Origin of the sequence: Mycobacterium sp. 852014-50255_SCH5639931 (genome assembly GCF_001665605.1) — a bacterium.
Taxonomy (GTDB): domain Bacteria; phylum Actinomycetota; class Actinomycetes; order Mycobacteriales; family Mycobacteriaceae; genus Mycobacterium; species Mycobacterium paraffinicum.
Window position 1 is genome coordinate 33586 of record NZ_LZSV01000002.1, and the last position, 26670, is coordinate 60255.

General features: G+C 66.4%; 24 protein-coding genes and 1 pseudogene. 14 read left to right on the forward strand and 11 right to left on the reverse strand.

Annotation, left to right across the window (positions count from 1 at the left end; translation table 11 throughout):
* Positions 1–7: 7 nt before the first annotated feature.
* The 4 genes from A5758_RS00590 to A5758_RS00605 are packed head-to-tail and all read right to left on the reverse strand — an operon-like array spanning position 8 to position 4046.
* Positions 8–1363, reverse strand: a complete 1356-nt coding sequence (locus tag A5758_RS00590) for a cytochrome P450 (RefSeq protein ID WP_067735122.1) — start codon at positions 1361–1363, stop codon at positions 8–10.
* A complete protein-coding gene (locus A5758_RS00595) occupies positions 1360–2184 on the reverse strand; it encodes an SDR family oxidoreductase (protein ID WP_067735125.1) in 825 nt (274 codons plus the stop codon). Before A5758_RS00595 ends, A5758_RS00590 begins: the two co-directional genes overlap by 4 nt.
* The gene (locus A5758_RS00600; RefSeq protein ID WP_067735128.1) at positions 2185–3411 is read right to left on the reverse strand and encodes a cytochrome P450; all 1227 of its coding nucleotides are present in this window, start codon (positions 3409–3411) and stop codon (positions 2185–2187) included.
* A complete protein-coding gene (locus tag A5758_RS00605; protein ID WP_067203137.1) occupies positions 3408–4046 on the reverse strand; it encodes a TetR/AcrR family transcriptional regulator in 639 nt (212 codons plus the stop codon). Before A5758_RS00605 ends, A5758_RS00600 begins: the two co-directional genes overlap by 4 nt.
* A gap of 219 nt (positions 4047–4265) precedes the next feature.
* On the opposite strand from A5758_RS00605, the gene A5758_RS00610 reads away from it, so the two are divergent.
* The 5 genes and pseudogenes from A5758_RS00610 (at position 4266) to A5758_RS00625 (ending at position 7888) form a co-directional block, all read left to right on the forward strand.
* Positions 4266–5735, forward strand: coding sequence for an aldehyde dehydrogenase (locus tag A5758_RS00610; RefSeq protein WP_067735131.1), 1470 nt, complete (start codon positions 4266–4268; stop codon positions 5733–5735).
* 14 nt (positions 5736–5749) lie between these two features.
* Positions 5750–6499, forward strand: coding sequence for an SDR family oxidoreductase (locus tag A5758_RS00615; RefSeq protein ID WP_067203130.1), 750 nt, complete (start codon positions 5750–5752; stop codon positions 6497–6499).
* A gap of 2 nt (positions 6500–6501) precedes the next feature.
* A pseudogene (locus tag A5758_RS26425) lies at positions 6502–6600 on the forward strand (hypothetical protein); the annotation flags it as partial.
* The gene (locus A5758_RS00620; RefSeq protein ID WP_067735134.1) at positions 6597–7454 is read left to right on the forward strand and encodes an NAD(P)-dependent oxidoreductase; all 858 of its coding nucleotides are present in this window, start codon (positions 6597–6599) and stop codon (positions 7452–7454) included. The pseudogene A5758_RS26425 and the gene A5758_RS00620, both read left to right, overlap by 4 nt.
* A complete protein-coding gene (locus tag A5758_RS00625; protein WP_067203126.1) occupies positions 7454–7888 on the forward strand; it encodes a carboxymuconolactone decarboxylase family protein in 435 nt (144 codons plus the stop codon). The genes A5758_RS00620 and A5758_RS00625 overlap by 1 nt, the downstream gene beginning before the upstream one ends.
* Positions 7889–7897: 9 nt before the next feature.
* Here A5758_RS00625 and A5758_RS00630 read toward each other — a convergent pair whose 3' ends face one another.
* Complete coding sequence (locus tag A5758_RS00630) at positions 7898–8983, reverse strand: aldo/keto reductase (protein ID WP_067736028.1); 1086 nt, start codon at positions 8981–8983, stop codon at positions 7898–7900.
* 58 nt (positions 8984–9041) lie between these two features.
* On the opposite strand from A5758_RS00630, the gene A5758_RS00635 reads away from it, so the two are divergent.
* A complete protein-coding gene (locus A5758_RS00635) occupies positions 9042–9473 on the forward strand; it encodes a MarR family winged helix-turn-helix transcriptional regulator (protein WP_231987192.1) in 432 nt (143 codons plus the stop codon).
* Positions 9474–9497: 24 nt separating this feature from the next.
* Positions 9498–10766, forward strand: coding sequence for a phosphoribosylamine--glycine ligase (gene purD / locus A5758_RS00640; protein ID WP_067735137.1), 1269 nt, complete (start codon positions 9498–9500; stop codon positions 10764–10766).
* Here purD and A5758_RS00645 read toward each other — a convergent pair.
* Both A5758_RS00645 and A5758_RS00650 read right to left on the reverse strand, forming a co-directional pair.
* Positions 10763–12346, reverse strand: a complete 1584-nt coding sequence (locus A5758_RS00645; protein ID WP_067736034.1) for a gamma-glutamyltransferase family protein — start codon at positions 12344–12346, stop codon at positions 10763–10765. The two genes, purD and A5758_RS00645, sit on opposite strands and share 4 nt — an antisense overlap.
* A 75-nt stretch (positions 12347–12421) precedes the next feature.
* The gene (locus A5758_RS00650; RefSeq protein WP_067735140.1) at positions 12422–13339 is read right to left on the reverse strand and encodes an alpha/beta hydrolase-fold protein; all 918 of its coding nucleotides are present in this window, start codon (positions 13337–13339) and stop codon (positions 12422–12424) included.
* Between the two features lie 73 nt (positions 13340–13412).
* On the opposite strand from A5758_RS00650, the gene A5758_RS00655 reads away from it, so the two are divergent.
* Positions 13413–14075 (forward strand): TetR/AcrR family transcriptional regulator, encoded by a 663-nt coding sequence (locus A5758_RS00655; RefSeq protein ID WP_067203118.1) that lies wholly within the window; start codon positions 13413–13415, stop codon positions 14073–14075.
* On the opposite strand, the gene A5758_RS00660 is transcribed toward A5758_RS00655, so the two are convergent.
* Positions 14009–14755 carry a DUF429 domain-containing protein gene (locus A5758_RS00660; protein ID WP_067735143.1) on the reverse strand — a complete coding sequence of 249 codons (747 nt, stop codon included), beginning with the start codon at positions 14753–14755 and terminating at the stop codon, positions 14009–14011. The genes A5758_RS00655 and A5758_RS00660 overlap by 67 nt on opposite strands.
* 42 nt (positions 14756–14797) lie before the next feature.
* Here A5758_RS00660 and purB point away from each other — a divergent pair, with 42 nt between their 5' ends.
* From purB to A5758_RS00675, 3 genes are read left to right on the forward strand one after another with little or no spacing between them, the layout of a single operon-like run.
* The gene (purB, locus tag A5758_RS00665; RefSeq protein ID WP_067735146.1) at positions 14798–16216 is read left to right on the forward strand and encodes an adenylosuccinate lyase; all 1419 of its coding nucleotides are present in this window, start codon (positions 14798–14800) and stop codon (positions 16214–16216) included.
* Positions 16213–17460, forward strand: coding sequence for a cytochrome P450 (locus A5758_RS00670; RefSeq protein ID WP_067735149.1), 1248 nt, complete (start codon positions 16213–16215; stop codon positions 17458–17460). Before purB ends, A5758_RS00670 begins: the two co-directional genes overlap by 4 nt.
* The gene (locus tag A5758_RS00675; protein ID WP_067735152.1) at positions 17457–18476 is read left to right on the forward strand and encodes a tellurite resistance/C4-dicarboxylate transporter family protein; all 1020 of its coding nucleotides are present in this window, start codon (positions 17457–17459) and stop codon (positions 18474–18476) included. The genes A5758_RS00670 and A5758_RS00675 overlap by 4 nt, the downstream gene beginning before the upstream one ends.
* On the opposite strand, the gene A5758_RS00680 is transcribed toward A5758_RS00675, so the two are convergent.
* Complete coding sequence (locus A5758_RS00680; RefSeq protein ID WP_067203105.1) at positions 18441–19061, reverse strand: hypothetical protein; 621 nt, start codon at positions 19059–19061, stop codon at positions 18441–18443. The two genes, A5758_RS00675 and A5758_RS00680, sit on opposite strands and share 36 nt — an antisense overlap.
* A 64-nt stretch (positions 19062–19125) precedes the next feature.
* Here A5758_RS00680 and A5758_RS00685 point away from each other — a divergent pair, with 64 nt between their 5' ends.
* Entirely contained in the window at positions 19126–20013 is an 888-nt protein-coding gene (locus tag A5758_RS00685) for a phosphoribosylaminoimidazolesuccinocarboxamide synthase (protein WP_067735155.1), read from the forward strand.
* Positions 20010–22172: a S9 family peptidase gene (locus tag A5758_RS00690; RefSeq protein WP_067736037.1), complete on the forward strand. Its 2163-nt coding sequence runs from the start codon at positions 20010–20012 to the stop codon at positions 22170–22172. The genes A5758_RS00685 and A5758_RS00690 overlap by 4 nt, the downstream gene beginning before the upstream one ends.
* A gap of 266 nt (positions 22173–22438) precedes the next feature.
* Here the strand turns inward: A5758_RS00690 and A5758_RS00695 are convergent, their stop codons facing one another.
* Together A5758_RS00695 and A5758_RS00700 are read right to left on the reverse strand one after the other, a co-directional pair.
* Positions 22439–24061: a DHA2 family efflux MFS transporter permease subunit gene (locus tag A5758_RS00695; protein ID WP_067735158.1), complete on the reverse strand. Its 1623-nt coding sequence runs from the start codon at positions 24059–24061 to the stop codon at positions 22439–22441.
* 84 nt (positions 24062–24145) lie between these two features.
* A complete protein-coding gene (locus A5758_RS00700) occupies positions 24146–25801 on the reverse strand; it encodes a DHA2 family efflux MFS transporter permease subunit (protein WP_067735161.1) in 1656 nt (551 codons plus the stop codon).
* Positions 25802–25938: 137 nt separating this feature from the next.
* Between A5758_RS00700 and A5758_RS00705 the strand changes: the two genes are divergently transcribed.
* The gene (locus tag A5758_RS00705; RefSeq protein WP_067203096.1) at positions 25939–26643 is read left to right on the forward strand and encodes a DUF2334 domain-containing protein; all 705 of its coding nucleotides are present in this window, start codon (positions 25939–25941) and stop codon (positions 26641–26643) included.
* Positions 26644–26670: the final 27 nt, after the last annotated feature.

The window sequence follows — 26670 nt, forward strand, 5'->3', positions numbered from 1 at the left end:
GGAGAACCTACTTCTGGCGCTTGCGATAGCGGACTTTTGCCGGCCGGGCGAGCTGGACGACCATCTTGGAGTGGTCGTTGTGGTAGCTGTCGGCCGGCTGCGCCATCTCGAATTCGTACTCGCGCAGCAGAACCGAGAAGATCGCCTTGATCTGCATCTGGGCGAAGGCGGCGCCGACGCACCGGTGTCGCCCCGCGCCGAACGGAATCCAGGTCCACCGGTTGACGATGTCGGCCTGCTCGGGCTTGTTGTAGCGGTCAGGCTTGAAGGCATCCGGATCGGGGAAGTCCTCGGGGATCCGGTTGCTGATCGCCGGGGACGCGGCGACGTAGTCGCCCTTGTGGATCGGGAAGCCCTCGACCTCGAACTCGCCCTGGGCCACCCGCATCAAGATGATCAGCGGCGGGTGCAGCCGTAGGGTCTCCTTGACCACGTTATCCAGCTTCGGAATCGACCGCAGCGCATGGAAACTCACCTCTTGGCCGTCGGCGTAGAGCTCCTCGAGCTCGGCGAGCACCTCGGCGTACACATCGGGGTGGCGGATCAACTCGATCAACGTCCACGCCGAGGTCCCCGAGCTGGTGTGGTGCCCCGCGAACATCAGCGAGATGAACATGCCGGTGACCTCGTCGGCCGAGAACCGGGGATTGCCGCCTTCGTCCTTGATCGAGACCAGCACGTCGAGCATGTCGCGGTCGCCCTTGTCCTTCGGCGGATTCGCCAGCCGCTGGTCCATGATCTCCTGCACCAGCGCAACGAGTTTGACGCGCGCCTCGTCACGTCGTTTGAAGCTCTCGATCGGCAGGTAGGGATCGACGTAGCACAGCGGGTCGGTGCCGCGTTCCAGCTCGTGGTAGTACTCCGCGAACCGGTGGTCGAGCTGTTCACGGAACTTCAACCCGATCAGGCAGGCGGTCGAGGTGTAGATGGTCAGCTCCGCGAAGAAGTCGAGCAGCTCGATCTCGCCCTCGTCGCCCCAGTTGGCGATCATCTTCTTGACTTCGCCCTCGATGGTGCTGGCGTGGCCCTTCATCTGCTCGCCGCGCAACGCCGAGTTGTGCAGCATCTCCTTGCGCCGCTCGGGGCTGGCGTCGAAAACCACACCCTTGCCGAAGATCGGCGTCATGAACGGGTAGGCCTCGGCCTGGTCCAGATCCTCGTCCGCGGAGCGGAAGAAGAATTCGTTTGCGCCCGCGCCGGACAGCAGGATGACGTGTTTGTCGACCAGCTGGAACCAGCCGACGTCGCCGCACTCGTCCCGGACGCGCTTCATCAGACCGATTGGGTCGGTACGGAATTCCTCGAGGTGACCGTGCTCTTCCTCGCCGCCGGAAACCCGCGGCACAATCGCAGTGGTTGTCATGACGGCATCCCCTCCTCGCCGAGTGCGAGCTTCTGTCGATCTTTTTTGTCGGCCAACGGGGCTTCGGGCTGAAGCTCCATGTTCGCGATGAACCCACCGCGCGGTGTCTCGGCGACGAACGTGATGGCGCGCGCCAGGTCCGCCGCCCGCAGGAAGTAGTCATGGCGCGCCTGGCCCCACTTGGCCCAGTCCTCCAGTGCGGGGCCGATCTTCTCGGCCGGCAGGCTCCAGCCCATCGAGGTCTTCGTCGGGCCGGGGTGCACGATCGAGGCCCGCACGCCGGTGCCCTCGAGCTCCATCTGGAAGTTGGTGACCATCGCCACGAGAGCGGCCTTGGCCGCGCCGTAGGCGCCCATGTGCGGCCGCTGGCGCAGGGCCACGTCGGAGCCGACGAAGATCAAATCGCCACGCTGGCGCTCCAGCATTCCCGGCAACACCGCAGCGGCCAGCCGGTTGGCACCGACGAGGTGGATCTGCAGTTGCGACTCGAACTCGTCGGTGGTGATCTCGGCGAGTTTGCCGAAGTACGTGTCACCGGCGCCGGCCACCAGCACCTCGATGTCGCCCAGTGCGTCGACCGACTGCGCGACAAAGGATTTCACCGAGTTCGGATCGGTGACGTCCAGGTGGAATCCGACCGCCTCGCCGCCTTCGGCGTTGATCTTGCCGACGATGTCGTTGAGCTTCTCGACGCGGCGCGCGCCCAGCGCGACCGGGAAGCCGTGCGCCGCGAGTTCGATGGCGGTGGCCTCTCCGATGCCGGACGAGGCGCCGGCCACGATGGCCGGCCGGCGTTCGGGCAGGGGGTCAAAGCGGGGCATTCAGCGGACCTCCACGGTCATTGGTAGGTGAGCGAATCCGCGGACATTGCTGGAGTGGACGCGGACGGCGTTGGCCTCGTCCACCTCATATCCGCGGATTCGCTTGAACAACTCGGTGAGCGCGACCCGGGCTTCCATCCGCGCCAGATGCGCGCCCAGGCAGAAATGTGCGCCACTACCGAAACTCAATAATTTGGGCCCGATTTCGCGGCCGATCAGATAGTCGTCGGGATCGTCGAAGACCCGCTCGTCGCGGTGGCCGGAACCGGGCAACAGCAGCAAGACGTCGCCCTCGGGAATGGTGGTGTCGTAGAGGGTGAGCTTCCCCGACACGGTGCGGGCCAGGATCTGGCTGGACGTGTCGTAGCGCAGGGTCTCCTCGACCCACAGCGGCACCAGCGACAAGTCGGCGTAGACCGGAGTCAGCTGATCGGGGTTCTTGTGGCCCCAAAACGCGGCGTTGGCAAGGAGTTTGGTGGTCGTCTCGTTGCCGGCGATCACCATCAGGAACATGAAGCCGAGGACTTCCTCGTCCGTGAGCCGGTCGCCGTCGATCTCGGCTCCCAGCAGCGCCGAGGTCAGGTCATCCGTCAGCTTCTTGCGCCGTTCGGCGACCATCCCCTGGTAGTAGACGATCAGGTTGATGGAGGCCTCGACGGCCTCCGGCGGCACGTCGGTGACGCCCTCCGCGCGGTGCATCACCCCATCGGCCCAGGCCCGGACCTGATCGCGATCCGGCTCGGGAACGCCCATCAACTCGGAGATGACGTCCATGGGCAGCTTGCCGGCGAACTCGTCGACATAATCGACGGTGCCGTCCGCTGAAGTACTAGCCTTTTCCAGCATCGTGTCGAGGTGCCGCGTGGCGATCTCGGTGACCCGGGGTTCGAGTTCGCGAATCCTCCTCGGTGTGAAGCCTTTTGACACCAGCGTCCGCAGACGCAGATGGGCGGGATCGTCCATCGCCAGAAACGACATCGTCTTGGACGCGTGCGGGCCACGCGATGCCGGATCCAGCGAGACGCCGTACTTGTTGGATAGCGTGGTGCTGTTGCGGAACCCCTGCAGCACATCTTGGTGCCGCGACAACGCCCAGAACTTCAGGTCCTCGTTGCGATACAGCGGGGCCTCATCGCGGAGGCGCTTGTAGTACGGGTACGGGTCCTCGTGGAAGTCGTAGTCGTACGGATCGAGGACCAGCTCGTGGTCGCCAACATGGATGGTCATTCGGTGTTTATCTCCTGGCTCGTCTCTCCGGCGCCGGTGAGGATCAGCCTGACCACATAGGCCAGCCGGTCGGCGATCTCGCGATAGGTGAATTCGCCGCTGCCGGCCTGAACGAGCGCCCCGAAGAACGACATCTCCAGCGCGGACACGGCGGTGGGGTCGGCGTCGGGGCCAATCGCGGACGTGATGCGGCGGTGGATTTCCGCGCCGATCCGGTCGCGTGCGGCCCTCACCGCGGGCTCGGCGCCTCCGCTGAGCAAGGCCGTCGTGCACGCGGCGCTGACTTCTGGCTCATCGGCGACCACCAGGGCCAGGTGGCGCAACACCTGTTCCACCCGGGTGGGCATCGGGTCGTTGACGTCGGTGAAGTAGGGGACCTGCCGCACCAGGTCCAGGTAGACCTCGGCGATCAGGTGGTTCTTCGACGAGAAGTAGGTGTACGCCGTGGCCGGGGCGACTTTGGCGCGGGCCGCCACCGCGCGCACCGTCAGGTCGGCGTACGACTTTTCGCGCAACGTCTCGATGCCCGCCGCGAGCACCTTCCGGAAGGTCTCTTCCTGGCGGCGGTTTCGCGCGGGCCGGCCGGTCTGGTGCTCGGCCTGAGACGTGATCGTCACCAGTGCATCGCTGGACACATGTCCAAGCTATCGGACCGACTCAGCCGGAGGCAAGACCGATCGGCAAAGATGTGGGTTAATGTGCTGTTTTCGGTCGAATGGCCGTACCAGCCGAGATCGGCCCTTGCACCGCCAACAGCCGGACGGCTATGGTTCCATCGGATAATATCGGACAACTGTCCACTGAACTCCATTGAAATTCGCGTGCTCGATTGGTCGCAGAGACGGGAGCTGGAGATGGCCTTGTTGGCCGACGGCGTGAGCGCACTTTTCATCGACGGGAAGATGTCGCCCGGCAGCGCCGGCACGTTCCCGACGATCAACCCGGCGACCGAGGAAGTATTGGGAGCCGCGGCCGATGGCGGCGCCGACGACATGGGCCGCGCAATCGACGCCGCGCGGCGCGCCTTCGACGACACCGACTGGTCGCGCGACACCGAGCTGCGGGTGCGGTGCGTGCGCCAACTGCGCGGGGCGATGCAGCAGCACCTCGAAGAACTGCGGGACCTGACCATCGCCGAGGTCGGCGCGCCGCGGATGCTCACCAGCATCGCCCAGCTCGAAGTCCCGGTCAACGACCTGGCGTTCGCGGCGGATACCGCCGAATCCTACGTTTACAACCAGGATCTCGGCGAGGCGTCGCCGATGGGTATCCGTACCCGGCGCACCATCGCGCGTGAGGCCGTCGGCGTCGTAGGGGCGATCACGCCGTGGAACTTTCCCCACCAGATCAACCTCGCCAAGATCGGACCCGCGCTGGCCGCCGGAAACACCGTGGTCCTCAAACCCGCCCCCGACACCCCCTGGTGCGCCGCCGTGCTGGGCGAACTCATCGCCGAGCACACCGAGTTCCCGCCCGGTGTCATCAACATCGTCACCTCCAGCGACCACGGAGTGGGTGCGCTGTTGGCCAAAGACCCTCGGGTGGACATGGTTTCGTTCACCGGGTCGACGGCCACCGGTCGCAGCGTGATGGCCGACGGCGCCGCGACCATCAAGAAGGTCTTCCTCGAGCTCGGCGGCAAGTCGGCGTTCATCGTCCTCGACGACGCCGACCTGAGCGGTGCCGTGGGCGTGGCAGGGTTCTCGGTCTGCATGCACGCCGGCCAGGGATGCGCGATCACCACCCGATTGGTGGTGCCCCGCGCGAAGTATGACGAAGCCGTCGCCATCGCGGCTGCGACGATGGGCGGCATCAAGGCCGGCGACCCCACTGAGCCCGGAACCATCTGCGGGCCAGTGATTTCGGCGCGTCAGCGGGACCGGATCCAGGGCTACCTCGACTCGGCGATCGCCGAGGGCGGCACATTCGCCTGCGGGGGTGGCCGGCCGGCCGGCCGTGACGTCGGTTTCTTCATCGAGCCCACCGTCATCGCGGGGCTGGGCAACGACGCCCGCTGCGCGCGCGAGGAGATCTTCGGCCCGGTCCTGACGGTGATTCCGCACGACGGCGACGACGACGCGGTGCGCATTGCCAACGATTCGCCATACGGCTTGTCGGGCACCGTATTCGGAGCTGACCCGGATCGGGCGGCGAGGGTTGCCGCGCGGGTTCGCGCGGGAACCATCAATGTCAATGGCGGCGTGTGGTATTCGGCCGACGCCCCATTCGGCGGTTACAAGCAGTCCGGCAACGGCCGAGAGATGGGCCTGGCCGGTTTCGAGGAATACCTGGAGATCAAGACCATCGCGACAGCGGTTAACTAGAGGAGCTCGAGAGCATGCGGTTTGAGAACAAGGTCGCCATCGTCACCGGGTCGGGCGGCGGCATCGGGCAGGCGTACGCCGAAGCGCTGGCACGTGAAGGCGCCGCGGTTGTCGTGGCCGACATCAAATCCGAGGCGGCCGAGGCGGTGGCCAAGCAGATCGTCGCCGACGGCGGCACGGCCCTGGCGGTGCCGGTCGATGTGTCCGACCCGGCATCGGCGAAGGCGATGGCCGACCGCGCGCTGGCCGAGTTCGGCGGCATCGATTATCTGGTCAATAACGCCGCGATCTTCGGGGGCATGAAGCTGGACTTCCTGCTCACCATCGACCCCGAGTACTACAAGAAGTTCATGAGCGTCAACCTCGACGGCGCCTTGTGGTGCACCCGCGCCGTCTACAAGAAGATGGCCAAGCGCGGCGGCGGGGCGATCGTCAACCAGTCGTCCACGGCGGCGTGGCTGTACTCGAACTACTACGGCCTGGCCAAGGTCGGGGTGAACGGCCTGACCCAACAGTTGTCCCGCGAGTTGGGCGGCCAGAACATCCGGATCAACGCGATCGCGCCCGGGCCCATCGACACCGAGGCCAATCGGACCACCACGCCGCAGGAGATGGTCGCCGACATCGTCAAGGGTCTTCCCTTGTCGCGCATGGGGACTCCCGAGGATCTGGTCGGGATGTGCCTTTTCTTGCTCTCGGATGAGGCGTCGTGGATCACGGGGCAGATCTTCAACGTTGACGGCGGGCAGATAATCCGATCATGACTCGTGCCGGCGACGATGCAGTGGGGGCACCTCCCGCTTGTGGGGGACGTAGCGATGTGGGGGCATCTCCCGCTTGCGGGGGAGAGGAGCGGCGCATATGAGTGAGCACGTGAGGCTTGGCTACATCGGGCTGGGCAACATGGGTGCGCCGATGGCCACGAAGATGACCGAATGGCCCGGCGGGGTGACGGTTTACGACATCCGGACCGAGGCGATGACGCCGCTTGTCGAAAAGGGCGCCCGCCTGGCCGACAGCGTCGCCGACGTCGCCGCCGCCGACATCATCCATGTCACCGTCCTCGACGATGCGCAGGTGCGCGAGGTCGTCGGCGAGCTGGCCGCCCACGCCAAGCCCGGAACGGTCATCGCGATCCACTCGACCATCAGCGACACCACGGCTGCGGAACTGGCCAGTGACCTCAAGCCGCAGGGCATCCACATCGTCGACGCACCGGTCAGCGGTGGCGCCGCGGCCGCCGCGAAGGGCGAGCTTGCCACCATGGTGGGGGCCGATCGGGAGGTGTACGAGCGGATCAAGCCGGCGTTCAAACACTGGGCGGCGGTGGTCATCCACGCCGGTGAGCCCGGCGCCGGGACTCGAATGAAGCTGGCCCGCAACATGTTGACGTTCACTTCGTATGTCGCGGCGTGCGAAGCCATGAAACTGGCGGAGGCGGCGGGCCTGGATCTGCAGGCGCTGGGTCGGGTGGTGCGTCATACCGATGCCCTTACCGGCGGGCCCGGGGCGATAATGGTCCGCGATGACATGAAAGACCTTGAGCCGGAACATTTCCTGTACCAGCCGTTCATGCACACCCGGGGGCTGGGGGAGAAAGACCTGAGCCTGGCGCTGGCCCTGGGCGAGGCGGTGTCGGTGGATCTGCCGCTGGCCCGATTGGCCTACCAGGGGCTGGCGGCCGGCCTCGGGGTGCCACACACAGAGAAAGAGGCGTGATGGACGAACTTCGCCGCAAGGGCCTCGAAAAGATGAACGAGGTCTACGGCTGGGAGATGCCCAACATCGAGGGCGACGCGTACTTCGACCTGACCGTGGACCACTTGTTCGGCAGCATCTGGACGCGACCCGGATTGTCGATGCGCGACAAGCGCATCATGACGTTGACGGCGGTGACCGCGATCGGCAACCGCGACCTGGCCGAGATTCAGATCAACGCCGCGTTGCTCAACGGGGAGCTCACCGAGACGGAGCTCAAGGAGATGGCCGTCTTCCTCACCCACTATCTCGGTTTCCCGCTCGGTTCCGCGCTCAACGGCGCCGTCGACGCCGTCGTCGCGAAGCGGAAGAAGGCCGCGGCGAAGGGTGCCGGAGAGGACAAGAAGGCCAACGTGGACGCCGCCCTGAAGATGCACTCCGGGGACAAGGACTGACCCGACACGTCAGTAAGGCCGGCCACCTTCGGGCATCACGTACTCGGAGATCGGCGCGGAGCCGCCGTTGACCGACGTTCCACCGTTGATGATGCCCGGCGCCATTTCCAGCATGTTGTGTGGGAAACCGAATTTCGGCTTGGTCAGCGAGTCGAGCCGGCCCAGTTCGTCGGCGCTGAGCCGCACATCGACGGCGCGGACGTTGTCCTCGAGCTGCGAGAGCCTGCGCGCGCCGATGATGACCGAGGAGACGGCGGGCTGCGCGAGCACCCAGGCGAGTGCGACGCTGGCGACGTTCGTCTCGTGCGCCTTGGCGATGCCTTCGAGTTCGTCGATCAGCGCGTAGGTTTTGTCGTTGAGGAATGCGTCGACCATCGCGCCGCGATCGGCGTCGTGCTGACCGGCATTGGCTCGGGTGTACTTGCCGCTGAGCACGCCGCTCTTCAGCGGCGACCATGGTGTGAGGCCGAGGCCGAACTCCGCTGCCATCGGGGCGAGTTCCTGTTCTATGGAGCGTTCCAAGAGCGAGTACTCGGCCTGCAGGCCGACGAAGCTCGACCAGCCACGGAACCGGGCGATGAGGTTAGCCTCGGCGATCTTCCACGCCGGGGTGTCCGAAACGCCGATGTAGCGCACCTTTCCGGCGCGGACGAGGTCGTCGAGCGCCGCCATCGTCTCGTCGATCGGAGTGTTGGCGTCCCAGATGTGCAGCCAGTACAGGTCGATGTAGTCGGTCTGCAGACGCCGCAGGGAGTTGTCGCAAGCGTTGATCAGGGATTTACGGCCCGAACCCCCGCCGTTGGGATCGCCGGGATACAGGTTGCCGCTGAACTTGGTGGCGATCACCAATCGATCCCGGCGGGCGGCGTTGCGCCCGACGTGGTCGCCGATGATCTTCTCGGAATGGCTTCGGGTGTAGAAGTTGGCGGTGTCGATGAAGTTGCCGCCGAGTTCGGTGTACCGATCGATGATCTGTTGGGACTCTTCGACACTGGTGCCCCAGCCGAGGTCCTCGCCGAACGTCATGGCGCCCAGGCACAAGGGGCTGACGCGCAATCCGGAGCGTCCGAGTGTCACGTACTGATCCAGGGGCATAGTGGCCGCCTTCTGGTAAATTGTTCGGTTATGGGTTTGTTCCATCCTAAACTAGTTCATGTCTGAACGATCAGGCAAGTCGAAGCCTGCGATCGACGCGGCCAAGATCTGGTCGTTGAACTACCGCGTGCTGCTGTCGGTGATCTCGTGCTCCGAGCCCGACATCTGCGCGCTGGGGCTCGAATCCAAGGAGCTGTTCCTGCTCGCCGAGATCGACGAGCATCCCTACCCCGCCCAACTGGCGGCGACGTTGAGCATGCCCAAAGCGACGGTCACCGTCTACCTCAAACGACTGGAGGCCGCGGGATTCGTGCGTCGTGAGATCGACGCCTCCGATCTGCGGCGCCATCGACTACTGCTCACTCCGGCCGGACGGAAGGCCGCCACTGACGGGTTGGCACTGCTGTCCGACGAGTTCGACAAGCGTCTCGGACGCCTCACTGCCGCGCAGCAAAAAGAGCTGAAAGACCTGCTGGAGCGAATCGTCTGAACGCCTGAGCTAGTCTGACGTGTCGTGCGAGTTCTGGTGATCGGTTCGGGTGCGCGAGAGCATGCGCTGTTGCTGGCGCTTCGGAAAGACCCCCAGGTCACGGGCCTATTCGTCGCTCCCGGCAACGCCGGTACCGCCCGCGTGGCCGAGCAGCATGACGTCGACATCACGTCGAATTCCGACGTCGTCGCCCTGGCGCGCGAGCTCGGCGCCGACCTGGTGGTGATCGGTCCCGAGGTGCCGTTGGTGCTGGGGGTGGCCGACGCGCTGCGAGCCGCCGGCATCGTCTGCTTTGGGCCCAGCAAGGACGCCGCCCGCATCGAAGGCTCCAAGGCGTTCGCCAAGGAGGTCATGGCCGCGGCCGGCGTCCGTACCGCGGCCAGCGAAACCGTTGACAGCCCGGCGCATTTGGACGCCGCACTGGATCGGTTCGGGCCTCCGGTGGGCGACCCCGCCTGGGTGGTCAAGGACGATCGGCTGGCCGCGGGCAAGGGCGTAGTGGTGACCGCGGACCGCGGCGTCGCCCGCGCGCACGCCGCCGGACTGCTCGAGGCGGGCCATCCGGTGCTGCTGGAGTCGTATCTAGACGGCCCGGAGGTGTCGCTGTTCTGTGTCGTCGACGGCGATACCGTGGTGCCGCTGTTGCCGGCGCAGGACTTCAAACGTGTCGGCGACGGCGATAGCGGACCCAACACTGGCGGCATGGGCGCCTACGCACCGGTTCCGTGGCTTCCAGACGGGGTGTACCGGGACATCGTCGGCAATATCGTCGAACCCGTTGCGGCGGAAATGGTTCAGCGTGGCAGCCCGTTCTGTGGTTTGTTGTACGTCGGACTGGCGATCACCACCAACGGGCCGGCCGTGGTCGAATTCAACTGTCGGTTCGGCGATCCGGAGACCCAGGCCGTGCTGGCGCTGCTGGAATCACCGCTCGGGCAGCTGCTGTACGCGGCGGGCACCGGCAAGCTGGCCGACTTCGGCGAGCTGCGCTGGCACGAGGGGGCGGCTGTCACGGTGGTGCTGGCGGCGGAGAACTATCCCGGGCGCCCTCGCGTCGGGGACGTCGTCGCCGGCTCGGAAGCCGAGGGGGTGCTGCACGCGGGCACGGCGCGTCGCGACGACGGCGAGGTGGTCTCGTCGGGCGGCCGCGTGCTGTCGGTGGTGGGCACCGGCGCCGACCTCGCCGCCGCGCGGTCGCAGGCATACGAGCTGATGCGGTCGATTCGATTGCCGGGCAGCCATTTTCGAAGCGACATCGCGCTGTTGGCGGCCGAGGGCAAGATCAGCGTCTAGAAACCCGCGGCCTGGCCGTCGCGGCGGGGATCGCTTGCCGCAAGGTAGCCGCCGTCGAGCCGCCAGATCGCCTGGCAGCTGCCGAACTGGTTGTAGTCGTCCACGGCAACCAGGTCATGTCCGCGGCGGCGAAGCTCGTCGAGCGTCGCGGCCGGGACGCCTTTCTCGCAGCTGACCTGCATGCCTTGCACCCACCGGAACCGAGGGCCGTCACACGCGGCCTGCGGATTTTGTCCATGGTCGGCGATGCGCACCATCACCTGCGTGTGACCCTGTGGCTGCATCGTTCCGCCCATCACGCCGAAGCTCATCACGGGGGCGCCGTCTTTGGTGACAAAGCCCGGGATGATCGTGTGGTAGGGCCGTTTGGCCCGCCCCACGCGGTTCGGGTGTCCTTCGGCCGCAGCGAAATTCGCACCGCGGTTCTGAAGCGATATCCCGGTGCCCGGCACCACGACACCGGACCCGAATCCCATGTAGTTCGACTGGATCATCGACACCATCATCCCCGCGGCGTCGGCGGCGGTCAGATACACGGTTCCCCCACTCGGAGCGCCCGCTGACGCCGGCCTCGCCCGGGCGCGATCGATCAGGGCCGCGCGTTGCCTCAGATAGTCGGCGTCCAGCAGGTGTTCCGGGCGGACCGGCATGTGCTCGATGTCGGCGACGTAGGCCTGCGCGTCGGCAAAGGCCAGCTTCACCGCCTCGATCTGCAGGTGCACGCTGTCGGCGGAATCGACTGGGAACGAGCCCATGTCGAAGTGCTGCAGGATTCCCAGGGCGATCAGGGCCACGATCCCGTGACCGTTGGGCGGGATCTCGTGGACGGTGTATCCGCGGTAGCTGCCGCGGATGGTGCCCACCCAGTCGGCGCGGTGAGCGGCGAGGTCGCTGGCGCGCATCACGCCGTCGTTGGCCAGCGCGTGCGCCTCGAGTTGGGCGGCCAGTTCTCCGCGGTAGAACGCGTCGCCGTTGGTCGCGGCGATCTTCTCGAGCGTGGCGGCCTGTTCGGCGAAGCTGAACCGCTCACCGGGTTTGGGCGCCCGCCCGGCGGGCATGAAGGCGGCGGCGAAGCCCGGCTGCCTTTCGAACAGCGGTATCTGCGCCGCCCATTGCTCCGCGACGGTCGGTGAGACCAGGAACCCGTTGCGGGCGTAGCTGATTGCGGGCTCGAAGAGCTTTTCGAACTGGAGCTTGCCGAACTTGGCGTGCAATTCGGTCCACGCCGACACCGCCCCGGGCACGGTGACCGCGTTCCAGCCGACCACCGGAACGGCGTTGCCGCCGAAGTATTCCGGCGTCCAGGCCGCGGGCGAACGGCCAGAGGCATTCAGCCCGTGCAAGCGCCGGCCGTCCCACACGATGGCGAAGGCATCCGAGCCGATGCCGTTGGAGACGGGCTCCACCACCGTGAGCGCGATCGCGGTGGCGATGGCCGCATCCACCGCGCTGCCTCCGTCGGCGAGCATCCGAAGGCCCGCTTGGGCCGCCAGCGGTTGCGACGTGCACACAACGTTGTCCGCCAGCATGGGCTTTCGCGGCCAGGGGTAAGGGAACTCCCAATCGAAGGGTGCCGTCACCTTCGCGAGCGTAGCGCTGGCGTGACGCTCGGTGCCCAGCGCCGCGCTCGCGTGACGCACGATGGCCAAGCGCATTCACGCCGTCAGCAGCGGCGCCATCCAGGTCAGCTCGGCGGGCAGCTGCGAACTCCAGAACTCCCCGTTGTGGCCGCCGGGCGAGAAACCGCCCGCAGGCGGATGGGGCAGTTGCGCGATGAACTGTTTGGTCGCGGCGTAAAACGGATCGCCGTCGCCGCAATCGACCCGAATGGGAATCGACCCCAGCGCAGGCATCCCGAACACCGAATTCGCCGCGAAGTCGTCGGGCCCGTCGAAGGCGCCAGGCGCAGCCGCGCCGGAGGAAAGCCACAGTGCGGGACTGACAGCGCAAATCGCCGCGGTGCGCGCCGGACCCAGCCGGCCCCCCAGCAGCAACGCGCCGTAGCCGCCCATCGACCAGCCCAAGAACGCCACCCGCGAGGTGTCCAGGCCTTGGCTACTCAACATCGGGATGAGCTCGTCGAGCACCATGGCCCCGCTGTCCTCGCCGGAAGCTCTCTTGTGCCAATAACTGCCGCCACCGTCGACGGCGACCACGGCAAACGGCGGCAGGCCCGCGTTGACGGCCTGGGCCAGGCCCTGTTCGACGCCGCCGGCCATCACCGTGGATGCGTCGCTGCCCTTGCCGTGCAGCGCGATGACCGGTCGCAGCGTCTTCGTTTGGCCTGGCGGTCGTGCGATGGCCCAGTTGGTGTTGATGCCGCCGCGCGCCGCCGATACGAAGGAACCCGTCACCATGGTGGGCGCCGGCTGACCCGGGGGAGCCGGTTCGAGAGGTGGGGTCGGCGGCGGCGCCAGCGGCGCCTGGGTGCCGGCCGTTGACAGCGGCATAGCCTGGGATGGTCGGGGCTTGAACAGGATGTCGAGCGCATACGTGCCCGCTGCGCCCGCGGCGGCGCCGGCGCCGAGACCCAGCAGGGCACGGCGGCTGAAGTCGGGCATGCGGGCCATCATGCCACGTTCGTTTGGCGGGCCGTTTGGCCGAAATGGCAATGCAGTACCACTTTGGCTGGCACGATGGCTACTCGTGACGGCAGCGGTCACTCCGAAGGGAGAACGTCGGCGGTATGCGCTCGTGAGCGCTGCCGCCGAGCTGCTTGCCGAAGGTGGATTCGAGGCGGTGGGCCACCGCGCGGTCGCTCGGCGGGCCGGACTGCCGTTGGCGTCTACTACGTATTACTTCTCGTCCCTTGATGATTTGATTGCGCGCGCCGTCGAACACATCGCGATGATCGAGGTGGCGCAGCTGCGGTCGCGGGTCACCGCCCTTTCCCGTCGGCGCCGCGGACCGGAGACCATCGCCGAGGTGTTGGTCGATCTGCTCGTCGGCGACGTGTCCAGCCCGGGGCTCAGCGACCAGTTGATCTCGCGCTACGAGCGACACATCGCGTGCACCCGGCTGCCCGCATTGCGCGAGACCATGCGTCGCAGCCTGCGGCAGCGCGCCGAGGCCGTGGCCGAGGCCGTCGAGCGATCGGGCCGCACGGTACACATCGAGCTGGTGTGCACGCTGATCTGCGCGGTCGACGGTTCGGTGGTGTCCGCGTTGGTCGAGGGCCGCGATCCTCGGGCGGCGGCGCTGGGGACGGTGGTCGATCTCATCGAAGTGCTCGCCCCCATCGATCAGCGGCCCCTGCGGTCGGCCGGCAGCGAAGGCGTCACGATGTACCCGGTGGCGAAGTCGCCGTAAATCGTCACGTCCGCCGGGCTGCGCTGCGCGTAGAGCGCCACATAGGCGCAGACGACGGCGTCGACGGGATCCTCGGCGCGGCGCAGCTCGCTTTTGCGCTCGGCGGTGGTTACGCGCTTGCGCAGCCGAGCCCACTCTTCACTACCCGCCACCTGCAGGGGCACCGCAGCGTGCGCGAGCTTCTCGATGCCGTCCATCAGCAAGAGCAGCTCGGATTTGAGCTGATCGACGCCGCGGCCGGGCTTCGCCTTGTACTTGAGCGTTCGCTCCAGCCGGAACAGCACCACGGTTGCCGGATGCGGGTAGACCTCGATGGCGCGCCGGGACGCCGGTGACAGCGGGTCCATGTCCAGTCCCATCGCCCGCGCCAGTCGCGCCGCGCGCGGGCCGTCGGCGAACTCCGGTTTCGCCGTGTTAGCCGGGTGCGCCCCGGCTTCGAACTTGCGGAAGTCGCGGTTGAGCGCCGTTTCGGCGGGACGCTGGCCGGTCGGGTTGGTCACCACCAGCGGCGCGTCGAATCCGACCAGGCACTGCTTCTGTACATAGGGCGACAATGCGGCGAGCACCGCCGCGTCGTCGCCGACGGCATCGATGTGCACGAGGCAGCCCCCGGCGTCGACGACCGCGACCCCGGTGGGATTGCGCCCGGCCCACGCCAGATCGACGCCGGCGAAGTACATCCTGCCCAGGGTATGGCGTGCCGGATCGTAAGCTCTATGTCTGTGAGCATTCCGAACGTCCTGGCCGCCCGGTACGCCAGCGCGGAAATGGTCGCGATCTGGTCGCCGGAGGCCAAGGTCGTCGCCGAACGCCGGCTGTGGCTGGCGGTGCTGCGGGCACAGGCGGAGCTAGGAGTGGACGTTCCGCAGGACGCCATCGCCGACTACGAGCGGGTGCTCGAGGACGTCGATTTGGCCTCGATCGCGGAGCGCGAGCGGGCGCTGCGCCACGACGTCAAGGCCCGCATCGAAGAGTTCAACGCGCTGGCCGGTCACGAGCACGTGCACAAGGGCATGACCAGCCGCGACTTGACCGAGAACGTGGAGCAGTTGCAGATCCGGCGGTCCCTGGAGTTGGTCTTCTCCCATGGGATCGCGGTGGTGGCGCGGCTCGCCGAACGTGCGGTGGCCTACCGCGACCTGGTGATGGCCGGACGCAGCCACAACGTCGCCGCGCAGGCCACCACGTTGGGGAAGCGGTTCGCGTCCGCCGGGCAAGAGACGCTGATCGCGTTGACGCGGCTGCGCGAGTTGATCGACCGCTACCCCCTGCGCGGCATCAAAGGCCCGATGGGCACCGCCCAGGACATGTTGGACCTGCTGGACGGTGACGCGGCAAAGCTGGCCGAACTCGAGCGTCGCGTGGCCCAATTCCTCGGCTTCGCAACGGTTTTGACCAGCGTCGGGCAGGTTTATCCACGATCGCTCGACCACGACGTGCTCTCCGCGCTGGTGCAGCTCGGCGCCGGACCGTCGTCGATGGCCCACACGATCCGGCTGATGGCCGGGCACGAGCTCGTCACCGAGGGATTCGCTCCGGGCCAGGTCGGCTCGTCGGCGATGCCGCACAAGATGAACACCCGCAGTTGCGAACGGGTCAACGGGCTGCAGGTGGTGCTGCGCGGTTATGCCTCGATGGCCGCCGAGCTCGCGGGCGCGCAGTGGAACGAGGGTGACGTGTTCTGCTCGGTGGTGCGCCGAGTTGCATTGCCGGACAGCTTCTTTGCCATAGATGGGCAGATCGAGACGTTCTTGACCGTGCTCGACGAGTTCGGCGCCTACCCCTCGGTGATCAGCCGCGAGCTGGATCGCTACCTGCCGTTCTTGGCCACGACCAAGGTGCTCATCGCGGCAGTCCGCGCGGGGATGGGGCGCGAGGCCGCGCACCATGTGATCCGCGAGCATGCGGTCGCGACGGCCCTGGCCATGCGGGAGCAGGGCGCGGAGCCCGACCTGCTGGAGCGGTTGGCCGCCGACGAGCGACTGCCGCTGGACCGGGCGGCGCTGGATGCCGCGCTGGCCGACAAGAAGGCGTTCATCGGAGCCGCCGGCGATCAGGTGGACGAGATGGCCGCCACGGTGGACGCGCTGGTAAGCCGCTGCCCGGACGCTGCCAAGTACGCCCCGGGCGCGATCCTGTGACCCTCGCCGGCGCGCTCGCGGGGATCGACTTCACCGATCTGGAAAATTTCGCCAACGGATTTCCGCACGACTTGTTCGCCATCCACCGTCGCGAGGCGCCGGTGTACTGGCACGGCCCGACCGACAACACCCCCGACAGCGAGGGTTTCTGGTCCGTCGCCACCTATGCGGAAACGCTTGAGGTGCTTAAGGATCCGGCGACATACTCATCGGTCACGGGCGGCGGCCGGCCGTACGGCGGCACGCTGCTGCAGGACCTCTCCGTCGCCGGGCAAGTACTCAACATGATGGACGACCCGCGCCACTCACAGATACGGCGACTCGTCAGCTCCGGGCTGACACCGCGAATGATCCGGCTGGTCGAAGACGACCTGCGGGCGCGGACGCGTCGGCTGCTGGACGCGGTGGTGCCCGGCGAACCGTTCGACTTCCTGGTCGACATCGCCGCCGAGCTGCCGATGCAGATGATCTGCATCCTGTTGGGAGTGCCCGAGTCCGAACGACATTGGCTGTTCGAGGCCATCGAGCCGCAGTTCGACTTCGGCGGCTCGCGCAAGGCGTCATTATCGCAGCTGTCGGTCGAAGAGGCCGGGTCACGGATGTACGAGTACGGCCAGCAGCTGATCGCGTCGAAGCGGGCCGAGCCGACCGACGACATGTTGTCGGTCGTGGCGAACGCGATGGTCGACGACGCGGACGCGCCGTCCCTGTCGGATCTCGAGCTCTACCTGTTCTTCAGCCTGTTGTTCAGCGCCGGCGCGGAGACGACGCGCAATGCGGTCGCCGGAGGGCTGCTGGCGCTGGCCAACCATCCGGAGCAACTGCGGGCGCTGCGCGCGGATCTCGGCGCGCTGCCGACCGCCGTCGAGGAGATCGTGCGGTGGACGTCGCCGTCGCCGTCCAAGCGGCGTACCGCCACGCGCGACGCCACGCTCGGCGGGCAGTCGATCGAAGCGGGCCAGAAGATCCAGATCTGGGAAGGCTCGGCGAATCGCGACGCCGCTGCATTCGAGCGCGCCGACAATTTTGATATCGCCCGAAAGCCCAACCCGCACTTGGGGTTCGGTCAAGGCGTGCATTATTGCCTGGGCGCCAACCTGGCCCGGCTGGAACTGCGCGTGCTCTATGAGGAGCTGTTCTCCCGGTTCGGCGGCGTGCGGGTTGTCCGGCCGATCGAATGGGCTCGCAGTAATCGGCATACCGGCATCCGGCACCTGATTGTGGAACTACTCGAGGAACGGTGACGATCCGACACGTCGATGCCGAGCCGACGCCGGATGTCTTCGCCGCGGTCATGGCGACCGGAATTCTGTCGATCGCTGCGCACAACCACGGCTACCGCTGGATCAGTGACACGCTGGGCGTCGTCGCCACCGTCGGCCTGGTGTTCTTGGTGGCCCTGGTGGTCACGACAGCCGTCGGCAGGCGCGGGAAACTGCGCTGGGATCTGGCGGATCCCGATGTCACCCTTCGGTTGTTCACCTTCGTCGCCGCCTGCGCGGTGATCGACACCCGTTTGTCGTCCAATGTGTGGGTGCTGCGGGTACTCGGCGCGGTCGGACTGTCGTCCTGGTTGGTGCTGATCGGCCTCACCGCGCGGAACATGTTGGCGCGCCGCTGGTCGGCGCTGTGCGACCACGCCCACGGCGCGTGGGAACTGGGTAGCGTGGGAAGCTCCGGGCTAGCGATCGTCATCGCCCGGGCGGCGTACCACACCGGTCATCGTTGGTGGCTGACCGTAGCCGTGGCGGTGTGGGCGGCGGCGATCCTCATCTATGGCCTGATGACCTGGCTGATCCTACGGCGGGTCGTGAACGAACGACAGGACCGGGACGGATTCGAGCCGGACACCTGGATCCTGATGGGCGGCATGGCGATTGCGACGCTGGCCGGCGACAACATCCACCCCCTGGCCCCCGCCTGGCTGGGCGGGCCCGTGCGCATCGTCACCGTCGTGACATGGATGACGGCCACCCTGTGGATACCGCCACTGATCTACTTCGGCCTGCACCGGATCAGCCGGCGTCCCAACGTGTTGCGCTTCGCCGGGGTGTGGTGGGCGTTCGTGTTCCCGCTGGGTATGTATTCCGCGGCCAGCTACGCCATGGCGGGCGAGATCGGCCAGCGGTCATTGCTGACGGTTTCGCTGGTCTTCTTTTGGGATGCGTTGGCGGCGTGGCTCGTTGTGGTCGTCGCTGGGCTGTTGCTCCTCGGCCGCGGGCTGCTAGAGCCGGCCGATCGAGATGCCGGCCGCGCGTAATTCGAGTGCGGCCAGCGCCCGGATGGTGAACGGATCCTCCCGGCGCCACCCACCGACCGGATCCGCGCTGACCGCGGCGAGCTTTCCCGGCGGTCGGTTCGTCAATGCCCGCAAGGCAAGGAGTTGCTCGCCGGCCGGGGTCGCGGCCAGCGCGGTCACCGTCAATTTCCGTCGAAAGAACCGCAGCCGCAGGAGAAGCCACGGTACGTCCGCGACGAGGATCGGGACGGCGGCGATGGCCATCGCCAGCAGGACCGCAAGCCAGCTGGCCGTGGAGTCCAGGTCGTGGCCGGCGCCCGCAAGATCGAGCGCCGCCTGGCTGGCGGAGTTCAGCGGTTGGCTGACCGCATCCCCCACCAAAGGGATGTGCTGGGCGCCCTTGCCGGCCGACGCCAGATTGCCGGCGATGCCATGCGCGCCGCTCTCGACTTGCCGGCCGGCCTCGGCGATCGTCGAAACGGCGTCGTAAACCGCCAGGCCGACGAGCAGCCAGATGGCGGTCCACAGGACGACGGCGAAGTCGCTGAGCAGCTGGGCCATCAGCCGGCCGGGCCGGGTGGAGTAGGGCAAGAACCGCGGGGTCATGGTCTCGATCCCAGCACAGCTCCCGACACGCGGCCCCTTCGCGGGTGCCCGATAGGCTGACCCGATGCGCCCTGCACTGTCCGACTACCGGCACCTGGCCAGCGGCAAGGTCCGCGAGATCTATCGCGTCGACGACGAACATCTGCTGCTGGTCGCGACTGACCGGATCTCGGCGTACGACTACGTCCTCGACAGCACGATCCCGGACAAGGGCCGCATCCTCACCGCGATGAGTGTCTTCTTCTTCGGTCTGGTCGACGCTCCCAATCACCTGGCCGGGCCACCGGATGACCCACGAATCCCCGAGGAGGTCCTGGGTCGTGCCCTGGTGGTGCGTCGGCTGGAGATGCTGCCGGTGGAGTGTGTGGCGCGCGGCTATCTCACCGGGTCGGGATTGCTGGACTATCAGGCGACCGGGAAGGTCTGCGGCATCACCCTGCCGCCCGGCCTCGTCGAGGCCAGCAAGTTCTCCGAACCGCTGTTCACCCCCGCCACCAAAGCCGCGCTCGGGGATCACGACGAGAACATCTCGTTCGACCGGGTGATCGAGTTGGTGGGCGGGGTTTATGCCAACCAGCTGCGCGACCGCACGCTGCAGATCTATGTGCAGGCCGCCGACCACGCCTTGACGAGGGGAATCATCATCGCCGACACGAAGTTTGAGTTCGGCACCGACCGCGACGGCAACTTGCTGCTGGCCGACGAGATCTTCACGCCGGACTCCTCGCGATACTGGCCGGCCGAGGATTACCGGGTCGGGGTTGTGCAGACGAGCTTCGACAAGCAATTCGTCCGTAACTGGCTCACCAGCCCCGAGTCGGGCTGGGACCGCCATGGCTCGCAACCACCGCCACCGCTGCCCGACCACATCATCGACGCCACGCGGGGCCGCTACATCGATGCCTACGAACGCATTTCCGGCCTGAGTTTCGGCGAGTGGATCGGCGCATGACGGAAACGCGCGCCGGCGCGTCGGCGCCGCCCGTCGCCAAGCGCGAGGAGACCCGACGCGAGCATCACGGAGACGTCTTCATCGACCCCTACGAGTGGCTGCGCGACAAGTCCGACCCCGAAGTCATCGCCTACCTCGAGGCGGAAAACGATTACGTCGATCGGATGACGGCTGATCTCGAACCTTTGCGGCAGAAGATCTTCGAGGAGATCAAGGCGCGTACCAAGGAGACCGACCTGTCGGTTCCGACGCGGCAGGGCGACTGGTGGTACTACGCCCGCACCTTCGAAGGAAAGCAGTACCGCGTCCAGTGCCGTTGTCCGGTAAGCGATCCCGATGACTGGGATCCGCCGACTTTGGAAGAGGAAACCGAAATACCCAGCGAGCAGATCCTGCTCGACTCGAACGCCGAAGCGCAAGGCCACGAATTCTTCGCGCTCGGTGCCGCGACCGTCAGCCTCGACGGGAATCTGCTGGCATATTCCGTCGACACCGTCGGGGACGAACGCTATACGCTGCGCTTCAAGGACTTACGCACCGGCGAGCTGTATCCGGACCAGATCGCCGACATCGGGGCGGGCGCGACCTGGGCGGCCGACAACCGCACCGTGTACTACCTGACCCTGGATGAGGCCCACCGCCCCGACAAGGTCTGGCGCTACCGGGTGGGCTCCGGCGAGCCCGCGGAGTTGGTGTATCACGAGGCCGACGAACGGTTTTGGCTCGGCGTGGGGCTCACCCGTAGCGAGGCCTACGTGTTGATCGCATCGGGCTCCTCCATCACCTCCGAGTACCGGTACGCCGACGCCGCCGATCCGCGCGCACCGTTCACCGTCGTGCTGCCGCGGCGCGAAGGCATCGAGTACGCCGTCGAGCACGCGGTCGTCGGTGGGCAGGACCGGTTCTTGATTCTGCACAACGAAGACGCGGTGAACTTCACACTGACCGAAGCGCCGGTGAGCGACCCGACCCAGCAGCGCACCCTGATCCCGCACCGCGACGACGTGCGACTCGACGGCGTAGACGCCTTCGCCGGCCATCTGGTGGTCAGCTACCGACGGGAGGCTTTGCCCCGGCTCCAGGTGTGGCACATCGGTTCCGGAGGGGAATACGCTGAGCCCGAGGACATTACGTTCGACTCAGAGCTGATGTCGGCCGGTCCCGCGGGCAACCCGAACTGGGATGCGCCCAAGTTGCGAATCAGAGCGGGGTCGCTGGTCATCCCGGCGCGGGTATACGACATCGACTTTGCCACCGGGGTACGAACCTTGCTGCGCGAGCAACCCGTGCTCGGCGGTTACCGCACCGACGACTACGTAGAACGGCGCGACTGGGCCCTAGCGGACGACGGGACCCGCATCCCGGTATCCATCGTGCACCGCGCCGGGATCGGATTCCCCGCGCCGGCCTTGCTTTACGGCTATGGCGCCTACGAGATATGTACCGACCCCAGCTTCTCCATCGCTCGGTTGTCGCTGCTCGACCGCGGCATGGTCTTCGCCATCGCCCACGTCCGCGGTGGCGGTGAGATGGGCCGGCCGTGGTACGAGCACGGCAAGCTGTTGGAGAAGAAGAACACCTTCACCGACTTCGTAGCCGTGGCAAGGCACTTGGTTGACACGGGTGTCACCCGGCCACATCGGCTGGTGGCGCTGGGCGGCAGTGCGGGCGGCCTGCTGATGGGGGCGGTCTCCAACCTGGCGCCGGATCTCTTCGCCGGCATCCTGGCGCAGGTCCCGTTCGTCGACCCGCTGACCACCATCCTCGATCCCTCCTTGCCGCTGACCGTCACGGAATGGGACGAGTGGGGAAACCCATTGCAGGACAAAGACGTATATTCCTACATGAAGTCATATTCGCCCTATGAGAATGTCGAGCCCAAGCAGTATCCGGCCATTCTGGCGATGACTTCCCTGAACGACACCAGGGTCTATTACGTCGAGCCCGCCAAGTGGGTGGCGGCGTTGCGGCACGCGAACGCCAACGGCAGTCCGATCCTGCTGAAGACCCAGATGAACGCCGGACACGGCGGGGTCAGTGGCCGCTACAAGGCGTGGCAGGAAACCGCATTCCAGTACGCCTGGCTGTTAGCTGTCGCCGAAGGCCACCGCGATAGCGCTGGACAGAAAGACGACGTCGGTGGCGGTCCCCAGCGGTAGATGCGCGGCTCGGGATTAGGCGGGTCGGGTGATCCTGCGCGAAGCCGCAGGGCGTGGTGGCTGAGCGCGCCGCGGACGTAGTCACTGAGCGAACCGACTCCGGGGGATGTCTCACATGCGTCGCCTCGCATCACACCGCGAGAGCTGGCCCAGGCCTTCTTGACGCTGTGGCTCAACGGCCCCTTCAATGGTCAGGCCCAGGCGGCGGCTCGACGTGCACATAGCGGCGGACCGGGGCGATGCCGCATTAGGGAAGTCCGGACCCGTTAGGAAACGTCGGGGTCGGGTGTTACCGGTGTCTTCGGCAAAAACGCCGCTGGGATGATTGTGAACGCAACCAGTGCGACGGCCAGCACAAACACCAGCGTGTAGACCTTGGAAAGGTCATGGATCACATGGCTGCTGAAATCCGGGGAGAGAGCTTGCCGTGGTATCGCCGACGGGTCGAGCGGCAGCCCGCGCTTATCGGCGTCTTCCTGCAGTGATGCAAGCCTGTTCGCGGCGACCAGAGTTTCGTTGTTGGCGAATTGGTTGGTCAAGACGACTGCCATCAAGGCGGCTCCTATCGAGCCGCCCAGCTGCTGGTTGACGCTTACCAGGGTGGTGCCCCGTGCGATCTGATGCGGGGCGAGGGATTGCATGAGCGCCGCCGAGAGCGGCGTCGTGGTGCAACCCACGCCCAGGCCTGTGATCGCCAGCCCGCCAAGCAGCATCGGGGAATAGTGGACCTGCCGGGCCACCCCCAACGTGAAGATGCCGAGACCTACTGCCATCACTGGGAGGCCAATCAGCACTATGTTGCCCGGCCCGTATCTGTCCATGAAAACCCCTGCGATCGGCAGGGTTATCAGGGCGCCGATTCCCACCGGCACCATGTAGAGCCCAGCCCGCATGGGCGTCTGATGCAATACGAGCTGAAAGTAACTGGGTATTAGAAGCGTCGCGCCAACCGAGGCGGCGGCGAAGATCAGCAGCGTCACGTTGACCTGGGTCACGACTGGGTTCTTGAACAGCCGAAGATCGATGAGCGGGTGATCTGTGCGCCGGGCGTGCAAGACAAAGCCGATGATCAGCGCCAGGCCGACTGCCGCCGGTACCAAGACGTAGCGGTCGGCTATGGTGTGTCGTCCTGGGATGGACGACACACCACACAAAAAGATCGCCACCCCCGGTGACAACAGCAGCAGTCCAGTGACGTCGAGTGCTTCCGCAGGGGCCGGGCAGTCTTTTCTAAAGAGGATCGCAGCGAGGACGAATGTGGCCAGACCAATCGGGACGTTGACCAGGAAGATCCACTGCCAGCCATAGGCGCCGATCAACCAGCCACCCAAGATCGGTCCACCGATTGGCCCGAGCAGAATCGGAACCCCTCCGACCGCCATCAGGCGACCCACCCGTTTAGGGCCGGCCTCGCGAGTCAAAATGGTCCAGCTCAGCGGCAAAAGCATGCCGCCCCCGATGCCTTGCAACACTCTAAAGACGATGAGGAGCAAAATGTTCGGCGCCACCGCGCACAGCAAAGAGCCCAACGTGAACAACAGAATCGAGCCCATGAAGAGTCGTTTAGTCCCGAACCGGTCTGCTGCCCAGCCCGTGATTGGGATCACAGTCGCGAACGCCAGCATGTACCCCGCCATCGTCCACGAAACGACGGCCTGGGTCGACCCGAACTGATCGACGAAGGTGCGTTGCGCCACGGCGACGACGGTGTTGTCGAGAATCGCCATGATGCAGGCCAGTCCGCACACCCCAGCGATACGGAGCAGTGCGATGTCAAGCTTGTCGGGGTAATTAGGTGCGGCGTCGTCGTCTGACGCCCCTGTGTCAGCGGTGGGCACGGGGGCGTCGGTCAAGCCGGAATAGGCTTTCTGCATCGTGTCGCCGAGCATAGCGAGATAGGTACCCGCCCGCCGACTCTTTTAGGCGTTTGGCTCCGCCAGAGCCGGTAACCGGCTGGCCAGGGCATTTTCGGTTCATTGGCTGCCGCTTGGGCTGGGGTCGGAATCTTGCCACTTACCGACGGTTTGGCTCGCCGGCTTTTTCGGCAAAAAGGACGCCGGAATGATCGTGGAGACCACCAACACCACCGCAATCACAAATACCGCCGTATAGGCGTGGGAAAGGTCGTGTACGACGTTGGCCCAAAAACCGGCGTCGAGCGTCTGCCGCGGTATTGCGGACTGGTCGACCGGCACCCCGCTGACGGCGGCTTCCTGCCGCAACGCCGCAACCTTGTTTGCGGCGACGATGTTCTCACTCCGGTTGAATTGATTGGTCAGGATCATCGACATCAGCGCGGTGCCCACCGACCCGCCCACTTGATGGCTGACGCTCATCAGCGTCGTGCCCCGGGCGATCTGGTGCGGGGCCAGCGCCTGCACCGCGGCGACCGACAGCGGCATCATGGTGCAGCCCATGCCGAGGCCCATGATCGCCAGGCCGATCAGCAGCGTGGGCAGGTAGTCGGCCTGCCTGGCGACGCCGACCGCGAAGGTGCCCAGGCCGGCGGTGATCAGCGCGATCCCGACCAGCACGATCTTGCCGGGCCCCTTCCGGTCCACCAACGGTCCGGTCAGCCGCATCGTGAGCATGGCGCCGAGTCCCTGGGGGATCATGCGCAGGCCCGCCTGCATCGGCGTCTGGTGCAGCACCTGCTGGAAGTAACTCGGCAGCAGCAAGCCGGCGCCGAAGAAGGCTGCGGCGAACACCAGCATCGTCACATTGGCGTGAGTGAGCACCGGGTTGCGGAACAACCTCAAATCGATGAGGGGGTGATCCGCACGGCGCCATGCGTGCGCAACGAACCCGGCGATCAACCCCAGACCGATGGTCGCCGGTATCAGCACGCGGCGGTCGGCCACGGTCCCGCAATGCGGGATCGACGACACCGCGAACAGGAATGTCGCCAGGCCGGGAGACAGCAGCAGCACGCCGACGAGGTCGAAGGTCTCCGACCGCGCAGGGTGGTCCCGGGGAAAGACGATGCCCGCGAGCACGATGGTGATGACTCCGATCGGCAGGTTGATCAGGAAGATCCACCGCCAGCTGGAGGTGCCGATGAGCCAGCCACCCATGATTGGGCCACCGATCGGGGCGAGCAGCATCGGGATGCTCAGGATCGACATCAGGCGACCGAGCCGCAACGGGCCCGCTTCCCGGGTCAAAATCATGAAACTCAGGGGCAACAGCATGCCACCGCCAATGCCTTGGGCCACCCGAAAGACGATGAGCTGCAAGATGTTCGCGGCCAGCGCGCACAGCAGCGAGCCCAGTGTGAACGCCAGGACGGAGCCCATGAAGAGTCGCTTGGTGCCGAACCGGTCGGCCGCCCACCCGGTGATCGGTATCACGGTCGCCAACGCCAGCGTGTAGCCGGTCATTGTCCAAGCGACAACGGCCTGCGAGGACGCGAATTGGTCGATGAAGGTGCGCTGCGCGACGCTGACGACGGTGATATCCACGATCGCCATCACCGTGGCCAAGATGCACACGCCGGAAATCCGCAACAGTCCGGCGTCCAGCTTGTCGGGGTAGCCCCGCTCACCCTCGCCCAGCTGCGGGGCGGGGACGTAAGGCAGCGGGGTGTCGGCCGCTGCGTACGGGGCCTGATCCATGGCGTTGCTTAGCATATCGAACCGATTCTCTTTGCCGTCGCCCGCGGGCCCGTGCCGCGCGGAGCGGATCGGCAGGACCTGCGGTATCGATATACGCCTGCCGTCTGCGTGTCCTTCACCATTCCGACACCTGAGATCGTCAAACTGCGGGTGTGGCTGGAAAATTGATCGTCTCGGTCTCGGGGATAGGCGAACGCACCCTGAGCGACGTCGAGGCGTTCTGTGCGCAAATGGATGCCCGCAACGTGCCGGTGTCGCTGTTGGTGGCACCCCGGCTCAGTGGTGACTACCGGCTCGACCACGACCCGCGCACCGTCGAATGGTTGACCGACCGGCGATCCGGCGGCGACGCCATCGTGCTGCACGGCTATGACGATGCCGCCACCAAGAAGCGCCGCGGCGAGTTCGCGATCCTTCGGGCACACGAGGCAAACCTGCGGCTGATGGCTGCCGACCGGGTGCTCGAGCACCTCGGGCTGCGCACGCGGCTGTTCGCGGCACCCGGCTGGGTGGTGTCCCCGGGCGTCGTGAAGGCGTTGCCGGACAACGGTTTTCGCCTGCTCGCCGACCTACATGGCATCACCGACCTGATTCGGCACACCACCGTGCGCTCCCGGGTACTGGGTATCGGGGAAGGCTTCCTCACCGAACCGTGGTGGTGCCGGATGGTGGTGCTGTCCGCCGAGCGGATCGCCCGGCGCGGCGGGGTGGTGCGGGTCGCCGTCGCAGCTCGTCACCTGCGCAAATCCGGTCCGCTGCAGGCGATGGTGGACGCCGTTGATCTGTCGCTGATGCATGGCTGCGCGCCCGCGGTTTACCGCTGGCGGCGCGACAAGGCGATTCTCGACGCGGCCTGACGAAGCGTCCCCTCAACCCGCCCGGCA

What these genes read in the sequence shown, in the direction of transcription:
- A5758_RS00615 (WP_067203130.1), top strand. Translation starts at nt 5,750, where the DNA reads ATGCGGTTTGAGAACAAGGTCGCCATCGTCACCGGGTCGGGCGGCGGC.
- A5758_RS00590 (WP_067735122.1), bottom strand. Translation starts at nt 1,363, where the DNA reads ATGACAACCACTGCGATTGTGCCGCGGGTTTCCGGCGGCGAGGAAGAG.
- A5758_RS00620 (WP_067735134.1), top strand. Translation starts at nt 6,597, where the DNA reads ATGAGTGAGCACGTGAGGCTTGGCTACATCGGGCTGGGCAACATGGGT.
- A5758_RS00600 (WP_067735128.1), bottom strand. Translation starts at nt 3,411, where the DNA reads ATGACCATCCATGTTGGCGACCACGAGCTGGTCCTCGATCCGTACGAC.
- A5758_RS00625 (WP_067203126.1), top strand. Translation starts at nt 7,454, where the DNA reads ATGGACGAACTTCGCCGCAAGGGCCTCGAAAAGATGAACGAGGTCTAC.
- A5758_RS00695 (WP_067735158.1), bottom strand. Translation starts at nt 24,061, where the DNA reads ATGCTCGGCGACACGATGCAGAAAGCCTATTCCGGCTTGACCGACGCC.
- A5758_RS00635 (WP_231987192.1), top strand. Translation starts at nt 9,042, where the DNA reads ATGTCTGAACGATCAGGCAAGTCGAAGCCTGCGATCGACGCGGCCAAG.
- A5758_RS00630 (WP_067736028.1), bottom strand. Translation starts at nt 8,983, where the DNA reads ATGCCCCTGGATCAGTACGTGACACTCGGACGCTCCGGATTGCGCGTC.
- A5758_RS00690 (WP_067736037.1), top strand. Translation starts at nt 20,010, where the DNA reads ATGACGGAAACGCGCGCCGGCGCGTCGGCGCCGCCCGTCGCCAAGCGC.
- A5758_RS00610 (WP_067735131.1), top strand. Translation starts at nt 4,266, where the DNA reads ATGGCCTTGTTGGCCGACGGCGTGAGCGCACTTTTCATCGACGGGAAG.
- A5758_RS00660 (WP_067735143.1), bottom strand. Translation starts at nt 14,755, where the DNA reads ATGTACTTCGCCGGCGTCGATCTGGCGTGGGCCGGGCGCAATCCCACC.
- A5758_RS00595 (WP_067735125.1), bottom strand. Translation starts at nt 2,184, where the DNA reads ATGCCCCGCTTTGACCCCCTGCCCGAACGCCGGCCGGCCATCGTGGCC.
- A5758_RS00680 (WP_067203105.1), bottom strand. Translation starts at nt 19,061, where the DNA reads ATGACCCCGCGGTTCTTGCCCTACTCCACCCGGCCCGGCCGGCTGATG.
- A5758_RS00650 (WP_067735140.1), bottom strand. Translation starts at nt 13,339, where the DNA reads ATGATGGCCCGCATGCCCGACTTCAGCCGCCGTGCCCTGCTGGGTCTC.
- A5758_RS00685 (WP_067735155.1), top strand. Translation starts at nt 19,126, where the DNA reads ATGCGCCCTGCACTGTCCGACTACCGGCACCTGGCCAGCGGCAAGGTC.
- A5758_RS00700 (WP_067735161.1), bottom strand. Translation starts at nt 25,801, where the DNA reads ATGCTAAGCAACGCCATGGATCAGGCCCCGTACGCAGCGGCCGACACC.